This window comes from Chitinibacter sp. S2-10 (assembly GCF_046530675.1).
Classification (GTDB): domain Bacteria; phylum Pseudomonadota; class Gammaproteobacteria; order Burkholderiales; family Chitinibacteraceae; genus Chitinibacter.
In genome coordinates this window covers 1,012,806-1,025,548 of the sequence record NZ_CP172558.1, presented here as the reverse complement: position 1 = coordinate 1,025,548, position 12,743 = coordinate 1,012,806, and the positions used below count along the sequence as shown (strand labels likewise).

At 56.9% G+C, this 12,743-nt stretch carries 17 protein-coding genes; all 17 read right to left on the bottom strand.

Going from position 1 to position 12,743, the window contains the following annotated elements; genetic code table 11:
* Entirely contained in the window at positions 1–354 is a 354-nt protein-coding gene (locus ACG2XO_RS04955) for a phage GP46 family protein (protein WP_410499715.1), read from the bottom strand.
* Between the two features lie 109 nt (positions 355–463).
* Entirely contained in the window at positions 464–1,000 is a 537-nt protein-coding gene (locus ACG2XO_RS04950) for a YfbU family protein (protein ID WP_410499714.1), read from the bottom strand.
* 404 nt (positions 1,001–1,404) lie between these two features.
* Complete coding sequence (locus ACG2XO_RS04945) at positions 1,405–1,977, bottom strand: phage baseplate assembly protein V (protein ID WP_410499713.1); 573 nt, start codon at positions 1,975–1,977, stop codon at positions 1,405–1,407.
* A 3-nt stretch (positions 1,978–1,980) separates the two neighbouring features.
* Entirely contained in the window at positions 1,981–3,057 is a 1,077-nt protein-coding gene (locus tag ACG2XO_RS04940) for a phage baseplate assembly protein (RefSeq protein WP_410499712.1), read from the bottom strand.
* Positions 3,047–4,312 carry a DNA circularization protein gene (locus tag ACG2XO_RS04935; RefSeq protein WP_410499711.1) on the bottom strand — a complete coding sequence of 422 codons (1,266 nt, stop codon included), beginning with the start codon at positions 4,310–4,312 and terminating at the stop codon, positions 3,047–3,049. Before ACG2XO_RS04935 ends, ACG2XO_RS04940 begins: the two co-directional genes overlap by 11 nt.
* Positions 4,312–6,402 carry a phage tail tape measure protein gene (locus ACG2XO_RS04930; protein WP_410499710.1) on the bottom strand — a complete coding sequence of 697 codons (2,091 nt, stop codon included), beginning with the start codon at positions 6,400–6,402 and terminating at the stop codon, positions 4,312–4,314. Before ACG2XO_RS04930 ends, ACG2XO_RS04935 begins: the two co-directional genes overlap by 1 nt.
* The gene (locus ACG2XO_RS04925; RefSeq protein WP_410499709.1) at positions 6,402–6,530 is read right to left on the bottom strand and encodes a hypothetical protein; all 129 of its coding nucleotides are present in this window, start codon (positions 6,528–6,530) and stop codon (positions 6,402–6,404) included. The genes ACG2XO_RS04930 and ACG2XO_RS04925 overlap by 1 nt, the downstream gene beginning before the upstream one ends.
* A 41-nt stretch (positions 6,531–6,571) precedes the next feature.
* Entirely contained in the window at positions 6,572–6,892 is a 321-nt protein-coding gene (locus ACG2XO_RS04920) for a hypothetical protein (RefSeq protein WP_410499708.1), read from the bottom strand.
* Positions 6,892–7,266, bottom strand: a complete 375-nt coding sequence (locus ACG2XO_RS04915; protein ID WP_410499707.1) for a phage tail protein — start codon at positions 7,264–7,266, stop codon at positions 6,892–6,894. The genes ACG2XO_RS04920 and ACG2XO_RS04915 overlap by 1 nt, the downstream gene beginning before the upstream one ends.
* 39 nt (positions 7,267–7,305) lie before the next feature.
* Positions 7,306–8,730: a phage tail sheath subtilisin-like domain-containing protein gene (locus tag ACG2XO_RS04910; RefSeq protein WP_410499706.1), complete on the bottom strand. Its 1,425-nt coding sequence runs from the start codon at positions 8,728–8,730 to the stop codon at positions 7,306–7,308.
* A gap of 11 nt (positions 8,731–8,741) precedes the next feature.
* Positions 8,742–8,933, bottom strand: a complete 192-nt coding sequence (locus ACG2XO_RS04905; protein WP_410499705.1) for a DUF2635 domain-containing protein — start codon at positions 8,931–8,933, stop codon at positions 8,742–8,744.
* 1 nt (position 8,934) lies between these two features.
* Positions 8,935–9,579 carry a phage protein Gp37 gene (locus tag ACG2XO_RS04900; RefSeq protein ID WP_410499704.1) on the bottom strand — a complete coding sequence of 215 codons (645 nt, stop codon included), beginning with the start codon at positions 9,577–9,579 and terminating at the stop codon, positions 8,935–8,937.
* Positions 9,576–9,992 carry a gp436 family protein gene (locus ACG2XO_RS04895; protein ID WP_410499703.1) on the bottom strand — a complete coding sequence of 139 codons (417 nt, stop codon included), beginning with the start codon at positions 9,990–9,992 and terminating at the stop codon, positions 9,576–9,578. Before ACG2XO_RS04895 ends, ACG2XO_RS04900 begins: the two co-directional genes overlap by 4 nt.
* Complete coding sequence (locus tag ACG2XO_RS04890; RefSeq protein ID WP_410499702.1) at positions 9,992–10,267, bottom strand: HI1506-related protein; 276 nt, start codon at positions 10,265–10,267, stop codon at positions 9,992–9,994. Before ACG2XO_RS04890 ends, ACG2XO_RS04895 begins: the two co-directional genes overlap by 1 nt.
* Before the next feature lie 11 nt (positions 10,268–10,278).
* Positions 10,279–11,187, bottom strand: coding sequence for a Mu-like prophage major head subunit gpT family protein (locus ACG2XO_RS04885; RefSeq protein ID WP_410499701.1), 909 nt, complete (start codon positions 11,185–11,187; stop codon positions 10,279–10,281).
* A 12-nt stretch (positions 11,188–11,199) separates the two neighbouring features.
* Positions 11,200–11,604 carry a hypothetical protein gene (locus ACG2XO_RS04880; protein ID WP_410499700.1) on the bottom strand — a complete coding sequence of 135 codons (405 nt, stop codon included), beginning with the start codon at positions 11,602–11,604 and terminating at the stop codon, positions 11,200–11,202.
* Positions 11,601–12,689, bottom strand: coding sequence for a phage protease (locus ACG2XO_RS04875; RefSeq protein WP_410499699.1), 1,089 nt, complete (start codon positions 12,687–12,689; stop codon positions 11,601–11,603). The genes ACG2XO_RS04880 and ACG2XO_RS04875 overlap by 4 nt, the downstream gene beginning before the upstream one ends.
* Positions 12,690–12,743: the final 54 nt, after the last annotated feature.

The window sequence follows — 12,743 nt, the reverse complement described above, 5'->3', positions numbered from 1 at the left end:
TCAGCCCCCCACCGCAACAGGATGATGGAACAGGCTTTCATGGCCACCAGCATCCCAGACGCGAACGGCCAAACGCAACCAGCCGTCATGCCAGGCTTCGCTGTTCACTTCGATACGGGAAGCCTGTTTGGTGTCGAGTAAAGATTTGAGCGCGGTGCTGGCGTATTGCTCGGCCAGCAGGCGCACGCGCGGGGTGTCTTTTTCGCGCGCCAGCTCATGCAGGCGACTGCCCAGCAACGGATCACGCCACCAGCTGCCCAGCGGCACCATCAGGCGCAGGTAAACGGCGTTTTCCAGTCCGGTCGCTTGCGCGTCGGCATAGTCGCCAGAGGTGGTATCGAGTTGGGGTTCCATGCTGGGCATCTTCCTCGCACGTCGGCCGGATGCCGATTAACGCGCTTTAAAAGAGGATGCCTGAAAGCAAAAACCCCATCCGGGGGGATGGGGTTCAGTGGGAATCTACTTAGCGGTTTTCAGGATGAACCTGCTCTTCAAGAATAGCCTGAACTTGCTCTAAGGTAAGAATTGGCTCTTTACCAAACTCCCGCCATTTATCAAGCATACGATCATAGAGTTCAATGCTTTGGCTATGCGAGTTGAAATATGGCGCGGTACGGCCAAAGGCAAACTCTTGCTCGAAACGCCCTTCACTATGAAGTGCCATAGCAAACCCTAGGTACTCTGGTTCGTTGTTCCCATCAAAACCGGGGAATCGAAGATCATCCAGAATACTTTTATCAAGTGTAGTGTCTTCGGCAACGCGTTGCATTGCCCGATACATCGACAATACGTCGATCACAAATTGCTGCACATAATTCTCAACAACAGGTGAAAGCTGGTTGCTGAGATAATCGGCATAGAAGAATGAATGTCCTTTATTTAGGTGCTCAGCGAGTTTTTCATACTCGGCTGCTTCGTGCTTGTCACCAGAAAGCTTGGCTAGAATGGTGTACTGGTTACTGAGGATCAGTCGTTCGGCATCAGTCAAAGCGAAATTCATAGTTTGCATACTCATATTAAAAAGACAATATAGCTACAAGTACCACCCTGACTCCAATATTTCAAGTTCTTGGGCTCTAACCTGACATAAATTTGGCTTACAATCAACGTATCGCCAACTAATTGAGGCCAAGCCAATATGGACACATCCGAGACATTTACACACGGTGGGTACAACTGCCGTCGCCACTGCATTCCTGGGTCGAGCAATGAACTCTACTATTTCGACAGCAAGAATGGACGGGGGGAGCAAGGTCCATTTTCGAGCCGACACGCGATGGAGACAGAAATTCGGAATGAAGAAGCCAAAATTCTTTATGAAAAAATAATGGCAACACGGCAAGCGGCTAAAAACAACAAATCTAGCGATAGTAGCTACGATCCTTTTTAACTACAGCAATCAACTTAAACCTGCTGATTTGTTTTGCCGGTATTCCCGCCCACACCATTTTCGTGGTGATCGTGATCGTTGTAGCTGGCTCGCATGTTTGCCATGCTCTTGCCGCCCGAACCGACCTTGTCGGTAATGTCTTTCTCGGCCTCAATGGCAGCGGTCGTTGAAATTGTCGGCGTATTAATTTGCACCTTGGTTGCCGCGTTAATCACCAGCTGATCAGTGTTCATCTCCATGATCTTGCCGCGCCTCAGAATCACGCTTTGCCCCTGGTCGTCGTACAGCGCGACTTCGCCAGGCTCCAGTGTTTTCAGGCGGTAGCTGCCATGCTCGGTGGCGATCACGATGCCGTGTGAGGTTTTGCCGCCCACGGGTAGCACGATCATCATGCTGCCGGCCGGTGGCATCGTGGTCAGGCCATAGTGCTGGAACAGCTCAGCACCCTGTATCTGCTCACCGGCCAAACCTTCGCCCTGAACCCGCACGACCGGGCCACCATTTTTCAGCAGGATCACCGCGCCGCGAAAAGCGCGGCGAACGCCTGAGAGTGCGCGTTGAATACGGGCATCGACTTCACGCCACATGGTTTACTCCAGATCGAGGATTTCGCCGGTGCCGTTCTTGCCCCGACGGTGTTTGCGTTTGTGCGGGTGCGCGTCGGGAATCCACACGCCATCTTCTTTCAGCGTCAGTCGGGTCAGGCTGGGCTGGCCAGCGCCGCCGGTGAACTTGCGGGCAGTACAAAACAGCACCTGATCGAGCCGGTTCCGGGCGCTGACCACATGCACCCGCATTCCCGGTGCCCACGGCTTGCCGTTCGGTGCGCGATGACCTGGCGTGATCGCTTCGACGGTGAAGGCTTCCAGCCGCGCATCGGCCAGCAGCTTGCGGCCTCGGGCTTGCGCGACGCCGACCGAGTCGGCTTCGTGATCGACAACGATGCGTGGTCGGTAGCCACGTGCAGTCGGGTCTTTGACCGTGACTTTGATCGCATGTTTGCCTTCGCTGTCGTCGGTGCCGTGCGATTGCCCCAGTACGGTAATCTGGCTAATGCGGCGTACCAGATTGCGCTCGACACTCAGATCGGTGAGGTTGGCCTGTACACCGCCCAGCGTCAGCGTGCCGACGACCGGCGCGCGGTAATCCGGCCCACCGACAACCAGCGTGCCGTCCGGCTCAAACCACGGCCACAGCCCGGCGGCTTCGGCGGCATTCTGCAGTGCTGCCCAGGCGGTGTCGCCCGGCTCAACGCTGACCTTGTCCTGCCCCTGTGCTTTTGTCGCATCGATACGCACTTTACGCACGCCCAACGGCTTGACGACGCTGGCGACCACTTCGGCCAGCGTGGCCTGCTTGCTGGTAAAAATCGGCGCACTGCAGTCGACCAGTACACCTGCACCATCACGGCCGCGCAGCGTGATACTGTGGCCGGAGCCGATGCTGTCGACCACGGTATCGAGTACACCGGACATCACCACGTCGCTGCCGAGCAGTAGGCGAATCGATGTGCCTTCAGTCATGGCGGGCAGATACTGATCGTCACTCAGCCCCAGGCTGAGGCTCCAGGCATCGGCGGGAATGAACAGATCGCTGTCGATTTCGTAGCGACTCCAGTTGTCGTGCGCTTTGCCGTCAATCAGCAGCGTGATGGTTTCATTGGGCATACGCCGTCACCTTGTCGCCTTTGTCCAGCGCATTCGGATTGCGCACTTGCGGATTGAGCCGCGCCAGCTCGTCGGCGCGACTGTAGTCGCCATACCAGGCATGCGCGAGCAAATGCCAGTTGGCCGGGAACGGGATTTCGCGCTGCTGCAGCGGTGGCCGACGTGCCAGCACCGTGGCACCGGCAGTCTGGATGGCCAGCGCCTGGTCTTTTAACGCATCGATCACCGGGCTGTAACGCAAGCGCATTGCTCCGGCATCGAACGCCGGATCGGCCAGCTCGTCGTCGCTCGGGCGCAGTACATCAATGGCATCCTGAATTGTGGTGCGGCTGTCGCCCACCAGTCGCTCGACCTGCGGCGGTGTCAGCGTCGGGGTATTCACTTCATCGACCAGTACTTCGGCGGCTGCGCGCCCCAGACTGGCCGCGCTACTGGTACGGGTAAAGCGCTCGATCTGTCGCACCGAAGCAGTGCTGGGCGGATTACCCTGGCTGCTGCGATCCCAGTTGCCGGACTTGGCTCCCGGCATCTGACCGAGGCGTTTGGCATCGTCAAACAGCGTTGCCCAGCCTGCAAACAGATTGCCCGGATTGAAACGCGCCAGCGATAGCACGCCGGAGATACTGTCGATGATGTCTGACGCAAAGGCGCGCGGTGCATCGATCACATCCTGCACGGTGCTGACGGCACCGCTGATTTCGCTTTGAATGTCACCGAGTGTGCCGGTCATCAACGTGCGTAGCGATTGCAGTTCTTCGAGCGAGGCCGTCATGCTGGTCAGCCCGACTTCGCTGTCCAGCGCATCGGTGGCGGCATTCAGCACTGGCTCGTCGCTGGCCAGCGCCGCTTCGGCCAGCTGGATCGGACTGGTGTTGGCGACCAGCGCGGCAGGCTTGCCGGTTTCGACCCAGCTCAACTCGACGGCAGCGTAGTCTACGTCTTCGGCCTGGTGCCGCACGCGCCACGTTTCCAGCTGCACCCAGATTGAGCCGAATACCGGATGGATCAGCTCAGCCGGGCCTTGCTCGGCCAGCACATCCAGCAGTGCATTCAACTGCCGTTCGTAATCATCACCCCAGAAAATGGCGGTCAGATTGATTGGCCGCTCACGCGCGCCGAGGTCTTCGGTGGTGACGCCGTTAGCCAACGGGTAGCGATGCTTGGCCACATCGCGGCCGCCACTGTCTTCGACGCGCTCGACCTCCAGTGCCACGCCCCGGTATTTGGCATCGAGCAGGGTATCTTTCCACGCCATCAGTGTCTCCCCGCCGCAGTCTGGTTGGCTTTGTTCACGCTGGCGACGAGGTTGCCGTTCTCAACTTTAACGGTGACTTCGACCGGAATCGGTTTTTGCATCACCGCTTCCAGCGACTTGCTCTGCGCGGCATTCTGCTTTTGCAATTCGGCCAGATACTGCTTGATCCACTGCTCGTTTTCTTTGGCGTAGCCGTCACCCATCTGATACCAAGGCTGGTACTGCTGACGGGCTGCATTAATGATCTGCGGTGAGTATTGGGCGCGCAGTTTTTTCCAACGTGCGTCGCCATGCAATACTTCGTCGTCTTCGTCCCTGGTCGAAAAAGTGGCGGCGCTACTCAAGGCTAGTGGGAGAGCAGAAGCTGAACCACTAGACCACAACTTCGACCACATACTACTACCTGAACCGCCCATCATGCGACGAGCCAGTGCATCCACACCAAAACCTGCACCTAGCGCACCAGTTAGCGTGCCACCACCGACGACATTTTTAGCGGAATCAGGATTTGTCTTCGCCCATTGCGCAAAGCGCAAACTCAGATCACCAAACGCCTTATTGATCGGAGCGAAGAATGAATTACTGCCTTCATTGATTGCATTACTACCTTGCTGCATTTTCCAGGCCGCAGTGTCTCGAATCACGGCATTATCCAAATTGACGACATCGCCCGCTTGCACGCCGCTGACCTTTTTCTCAATTTCAGCCGTGCCTTTACGGTCGGTGACATAGCCAATCGCCCCCATTAGCTCCTGACGATCCGTTTGAATTTTGCCAAGGACTTGACCCAGGACGATGTCTGACATTTGGCCGATCATTTCTTGCTGCTCTTTTGATCCGCTTTTGGCTTGCTCAGCCTTTTTCTTCAGCTCTTGATAGCTGTTGTTATTTTTCATTAATGCACTAATTACATCGCCAAAAACCTCGACCGAATCTTTGCCATTCTCCCGACCTTTAATCAGCAAACCACGCCAATCCTTGACGCCGATTTTTTTCATGTCTTTGGCGGTTTCTTCGGCGTTCAACTTGGCTAGAAAATTGACCACATTATTACCAGCCTCATCTTTGTTGCCCGCAGAAATAACTGCCTTTTGGTTCAGCGCGATCAATTTGGACAAACCAGAAGTGCCAGACAGACCAGAAAGCTTGGCCGCTGCCATTTGTTGCGGCAACCATTTGGCCATGTCCTTAAGCTCAAAGCCTCCCAGTTTGCCGCCCATCATGGCCATATCCAGAATGCGTGGGAGTTCTTTGTCACTCATGCCGTATTGCTGCTTGGCCTTAATCACGATGCCAGCCAATTCATTTGGATCAGCATTGGCCGCATTGCTGTACTTCATAATGGTGGGCAACATTTGATGAGCCGACTTCATCGCGACAGCCGAATTGTCACCCAATGCGCCAGACCCCATGAGCATATCCAGCGCACCTAAAGCGCCGTCCCGAGTGCCACCTTCCTGAGTTGACTTACGAATCAGTAGATCAAGCTCGGCTTTGCCAGCTTGACGACCGGCCTTCGTATTTCGATCAGCAAACGCTGTGTTGGCGGCATAACTCAATGCCAAATCGTAAGCGGATTCGTCCATCATTGGGCGCTGCAACATCGAGCCAGCCGCATACAGCCCCATGCCCGCACTTACCACATTGCCGCCGCTACCGCTGCGCGTGCGATTAACGATTTTTTCCTGTTGCTGCGCCACACCTTGCATTTCGGCGCGCAATGCTTTGACCTTGCTGGTCATCACGGTATACGCGCGTTGCTGTTCGGTTGCACTGGCAACGCCTTGCCGTGCCAGTCGCTGGTAGGCGGCTTCGGTCTGGGCGATTTCGCGTTGAATGGCATTTTCTGAACGAATGCCCAGTTGCTCGCGCGCGTCGGCCGCACGCTGTGCCACACGCGATTGCTCGCTCACGCTGCGGTTAAAAACCTGACTGGTTTCGCGGTAAGCCGACTGAACTTTGCGCTGGCCATCGGTACTGGCGCGCGCGGCTTGCTCGGCAGTACGCACCACATCCTGCTTCATCCGGTTGAGCCCAGAGCTGGCCTGATCGCGGTAGCGCAGGGTTAAGGCGGTTTCCAGATTCGACATTATCCGCTCCGTTTTTGTCGCAGCGAGGTCACGCGACGGACACCAGACTCTGGCGTTGAGATGGGTTTGGCCGGCGTGGTGACCGGCTCAAGCAAGGCGAGATAGCTGACCGCTTCGGTTTCAGGCATGGCTTTGATTTCGTCCAGGCTGAAACCGAGCTGCCGTAGTTTTACGATAGAGAGCCTGAGTCCGCGCTGGCGCTGTTCGCGTCCAAGCGCTTTTTTTTAAGCTCGGCCATCTCGGCTTGCAGCACGTCATAGTCGTCATCGACCAGATGTTCGGCCAGCCAGTCCGGGTCGTTAAAATGGGTTGGCTCCAGCTCGCCCAGACGTGTCAAACATTTCGCCAATGTCGCCACGTTCAGGCGAAAGCTGCTGGCTTCCGGGTTGCCCTCGAAAATGGCCAGATTGTCTGCCACGGTCGGCAGGCGCAGCGCGAACTCGCTGTGCAGCTTGCCATCGACTTCAACACCAAATTTAAGACGCGACATTATTCTTGCACCTCATCCATTGCAGCGATTTTCAGGTCGCGGCGTGCTTCATTGTCGACCGAATACTTCTCGGATTTTTCCAGCACGATGCAATCGCGGTAAGTGGTGCGCTGGCCACCTTCGGAGGCCGGAAATATGGTGATCTTCGCGCCTTCGACCTTGAGCCAGTCCAGATCGCCCGACAGCGGAATCACGACGGTCACCTGCAGATCGTAACTGGCCACGCCCTTGGCAAAGCCACGCGGCTTGCCGGTGCGGTTCATCGTTTTGACCAGCTTGCGCCCGGTGTTGGTGGTGGCCGTCAGATCGACCACTTCGATCTCTTTACCATCCACTTCCAGCACAATTGCGCCAGCGAATTCTTCTAAAGCCATGAGCTTCTCCTTGGCCGGGAATTACCCGGCCAGCTTGGGTTACAGGTAAAGGTCGACGACACCTGCCAGAATGTGCAAGCCGTTGACGATATCGGTCGGGATACGGACATTCAGACGCGATGGGTCTTGCAGGTCATCCTGAACAATCAATTTGTCCTTGTTAGCCACGACGTTCTCGACGATCTCCAGCTCTTCGAGCTTGAGCAACACGTCATAGGTTTCCGACCACACACGAGCCTTGGTTCGCAGCGTTTTTTTGTCACGCGGGAAGCGCAATGCCCAACGCTGCAGAATGGCTTTGCGCGTGTAGTCCAGACTGCGGATCGTCGTTATATCAAGCAAACTTGGATCAGCCACGCCTTGCGGGTCTTTGGTGTAGGTCGTGATCGAACGGACAATCTGAACTTTTTCACCGGGACCGACCTCGAGCGGTGTTACGCCGTTGTACAGGCAGTTTTCCTGCTCGGTACGCCCCAGCCGGTTGGCCAGCGGCGGCGGTGCAATGCCGGTCAGTGGCAAGGTATTGAGCGGACGCGCCGGGTCTTCCTCGAAAGCAATCACTGCGGCATATGCAGCAGATACTTCCCACGGCAAACTGACCGTTGCAGGGAGTAACGCATTGGTAATCCGGCCGCTGTTGATCGTGCTGGCCAGCGTCGTTGCAGAGGCCAGCGTGCTGGTCAGTGCATACGTGGCAATTGCGCCACGTTGCTCGAGCGGGCCAGAGACTGTATCGAGGTAATCTCGCAGCTTAGTCAGGTTGGCGCTATCGTTTAGGCTGGATGCCAGAATGTCATGGCCACCTGCAAACAGCGGGGTGAGCGCATTCTGAATATCCGGGTCAAGCGAGCCACCGGCCATTGCAGTCGTCGCGGCACTGACACCAGCGGCCAACAACTGCACGGTCGATACCTTGATCTGATTGCCCAGTTCGCCCTTGTTTTTGGCGGTGAGTGTCACGACCCCAGCTGCGACTGTTGCGGCAACGGGCAGATCAGGGTCAGCATCGATGACAGCCTTGATTGATGCAGCCACCGTAGCGGCGTCATCACCGACATAAATACCGGCATTGACCCGTTCATTGCTGATCAGTACGCCCAAAGAACCCGCTGTAGTGGCCGTGCCGGTAATGGTAATCGTGCAACTCGCTGCAGTAGCTGTTGGCTCATCATCCAGCGCGACGCAGGTCAGTTGCACATAGGGGTTGGCCGTCAGCGCGGCTTTGACCATGCTACCCAGCACCGAACCACGACCAAAATAAGTACTCGACTCAGCATCGCTGAATACATTTACTGGCACGGCGGCGGCAACGGGGCCAACGGCCAGTCGCTGGCCAATCAATACCAGGCGCTGCAGATTGCCTGGCAAAGTACGGACGGCCAGCTTCAGATTGAATTCAATGTGCTTACCCGGCTTGCGGATACTGCCCGGAATGGTGTCAAACGTGATGTCACGAGAGTACATGATGGTCTCCTTCAATCGGCTTTGATTGCAGTTTTTGCTGGCTTGCTCGCTGGCTTGCTCGCTGGCAACCGCAAATCGCCATCAGCAATACGGCGGCGGTAATACACGGTATCCGGCACATCGACCACCTGATCGGCAGTGATGTAGCGGTTTGGTTTGTCTTCATAAGGTACTTTCAGACCCGGTGCGGCTATGACTTTCATGTCAGCTCCTTAATTCCAATAAATCGGTGGCTTCGGGTTGGCCGTCGCCGGGAACGCTGGTGTCGTACTCGGCACCGATGCGCAGCAAATCAGACGCTTCGGTGTCTTTCTGTCCTTGGTTGCCCTGGAATACGGCATCTTCGGCGCGACCTTCAACTGGCCACGTCTGGTTGTCCATTGCAGCTTCGATCCAGGCGGTTGAAAACTCGCAGGCAAAAGCGGTAATCGGCTCGCCCTGCAGGCGGGTGTTGTAGAGCGTGCGAACGCGGCCGGGCTGCAGATAATCAATTTGCAAACCCAGATCCTGTTGCTGCAACAAACGCCGCACGGCCTTCACCAACCGATACGCACCGACCTCGCCAGCGCCGCCTTTGCGCGCGGCATTGCGGCCACGCAGGTTGCGGTCGGCGACCATCACCACAAATGAACCGGTGGCTTTGACCTTGTCGCGCGCGGTACTGATGCGCTCGGTTTTGCTGATGCCGCCGAAAGTGACCCAGACCGCCGGAAAGCGGCGAATCACTTCAGGCAACAACTCATCCAGTTCGCCCGAGTACGGTTCGACTTCAATGGCCAGTCGACCCAGCCCTTGACGCAGACGCTCGATCAGCGCGTTTTCGATGGTGTCCAGATCGACCACGCTCACAGCGCGTCCCTCCCGAACACTTTGCCGCCGCCCACGAACTGGATGGTGTTAGTCGGCTGAACGACTTCTCCGCTGGGCATGCCACCCAGTGACAAAAGTCCCGAACCCACTTTTTCCAGCAGCTTGGTAGCGTCTTTGTAGCGATTGCGGATTTCGTCCGAAGTCACCACGCTGGCACCACACAAGCGATAGCGGGCAATGTCGCACGCCACGCCGACCAACAGGCTCGGCACCGGCGACAGCGGTACGCTGTACCGACTGGCCAGATGCGCATCGATCTCGGCATTGGCCTCGTTCAATGCACCGGCCAGTACGTCGGCGTCGATGGCATTGGCAAAACTGCGGTCAGTCAGCGCGATCACCTCACGCTCACCAAAGCGTTTCACCATGTCGTCGGCAGTGGCGTAAGTCATTACTGAGCAGCCTTTTTAGCTGCGGTAGCTTTCGCTGCGGCAGGCTTTGGCTGGGCTGTAACATCGGTAGTCTGGCTGGCATCGCCTCCCATTTGCTGATCTCCTTGCGTATCGCTATTGCTGTCTTTGATCACCTCAACGATCAGCATTGGCTCTGCTTGTAATGCCAGCAGTTGCTCTTTGCTAAAGTGGTCATTCGGGTAATCCGTCGGGCTGGCTGAGTGAGCCAGACCCGCACGACGAAAACCGTCTTGTTTGGCTGTAATGCGGATCATGGTTTACCCCCTTATACGACCGAGCCGTCAGAGCCGTAGGCCAGCTGCCAGAAGCCGTAGCCACCGGAAGCGCGCGCCTCAGCACCGAACAGGAATTTCTTGCGGTTGAACACGTTGTCAGCCTGCGGGTCGATCTGCTCGACAAACACCGGCGCTTTGCGTTCCTGATAAATGAACGGTTTGACCGGCTTGCTGGTATCGAGCAGGAACCAGGCATCATCCGAAGTCAGGCGCGCATCGACCACCAGCTCGGCAGTGCCCTTGTATGGGTTGGCCTTACCGTCATCCAGACGATCATTGGTCAGCAGCGCACGCGCCGTATCTTCCAGTGCCGGTGGCACCAACAGAATGTTCGGCATGATGTTCAGCGGACGGCCTTCGTCATCCTTGAATTTGCGCATTGCGGTACGCGCAGCGCCGTAGCTTGCCTGAGCGGCCGCTTGCGAAGCGCACGACAGTTTCTTGGTGCCTTTGTTCGAAACCGATGCGCCATTGACTGAGTGATCAACGTCGAAGAAGTACTGGCCGTCGTAACACAGCGTCGTGAAGCCCGAATTCACGAGCCCATAGACGATCTCGTCCGGCAATTGCTTGGCCGAGAAACCGGCCATCTGGGCTTGCGGTGCATAGATGCCGAGCTGGTCGTCTTCGATGTCGTTACGGTCGACTTCGACGGTCGCTTCCCAGTCATCGTTGGTGATGCTGTATTTGAAAGCGGCCAGCGCTTTGGCCTGTTTCTCGCCGATCCATTTCTGCATGCGCGGGAAATTGGCCAGCCAGGCGTAATCGTTGGTTTTGGTATTGGATGGCACCAGCATGCCGATTTTTTGCCAGCTGGAGGGTGCTGCATCGAACGCGTTGTTAAACGTCGTTTTCAGATTGACGAAAATCGCCTTGAGGTTGCTTGCGTTAATAATCATGGTTCAGCTCCTTTATTTAACCCAGACACCGTCGGCATCGATGCCGACTACGATCCCGGCTTGCGAACGGGTACCCGCGCCATTGGTTTTGGCGACGGTCTGGTTGTCGACGATGTAGCAAGGACGGCCGAGGCTGGCTTGTGTAACCGGATCTCCGCCGTCGTTAGCCCATTTGAATGCACGCCCCAGGCGCACACCGACCGTGAGCGCACCATCGGCACCAGCTGTGTTGTCGACGCATTCGTCAGCCATGCCGAGGTAGGCCAGCGTGGCTGCTGTTGCACCGGGTGTACCGAAGCCGGTGGCACTGGCGCAGACAATCGTTCCACCCAGAATCTTTACGGCACCGGCGACGGGTACACGAACCAGCTCGCCGTCCTTGTGCGCGGTATTGCGATCAGCAGTAGCAATGGTCATGACAGAGCCTCCATCGTTTTCTTAACGTCATCCGGGTTGTTGCCGAATGCTTTGCAGACGGCCAGCGTGGCCGCGTCCATCTCGCCAGCTCCGCCGGGTGCACCGGCTGGCGGTGCCCCCTTGGTCTGGGTACCGCTGAGTGCAGCAATCCGCGGTGCGGTTTCGAGATGGGTGCTCAGCGCCGCAAAATTGGTTTTGCCCAGATCGCGCGCCCAGGTTTCCTGTGCAGGCAGCAAGCGACCATCGCTGAGCGCCGCAGTGATCAGTTGTCCTGCTTTATCGGCCTGCAATTGATTGGTCAGTACAGCGATTTGCGCTTGCATTTCCTGCATCACGCCGATTGGCACAAACTTGGCAGGGTCAGCTTGATTGGCTGACAGTGCGGCGATCTGCGTTTGCTGGCTGGCCAGCAGTGCAGAGAGATCAACGCTGGCAGCAGCCGTGTTATCGCCCTTGAGTTGATCCATCAGTTTTTGCAATTGCGCTTTAACATCGTCTGCCGTACTTCCGACCGGCAGATTCAATAACCAGCGCAACTGCTCAAGGAGTTCATCCATGTCAGTCTCCGGTTGGGTTGGGGTGAGGGAAAGGCTTGCCATACTCGACAACACTGCGACCGACAGCGGTGGCAATTCATCCAGCGCGGGGGTATTGGTCAGGGCGACGTGCAGTAGCACCTGCACGCGACCGTTGTCGTCGTATGTGAATACGGGGGAGAGATAGAGATATTCTTTGGCCTCGATGGCGGCTGCTGCGGCAGCAGTCCATTCGACCAGCGCATACAGGCCATCGCCTTCGCGCCACTCCAGCGTGGTAAACCAGCCAGCAGCTGGCGCAGGTTTGCCGTTTACAGCGGTGCGCAGCGTCTGGTGCTCGTAATCGATGACGGTTTTGGCTTGTTTAGCAGCAGCCGCTGCGACCAGCACTGCGGCATTGGCCGAATCCAAAATCCAAGCAGCGCACTCGGCAGGCCGACCGTCATTTGCACGAAACTCGCCCGCAGGCAAAATCTTGACCGGCTCTTTGAGTTTCTTGGGATTAAGTTCGACCGACAGTGCGGCAAATAGTGGCTTTGGATGTGTCATAGCCCCGATTGTCGGGGCTATGCGGGATCTAACTCGGGGGGATGGGGTTCAGTG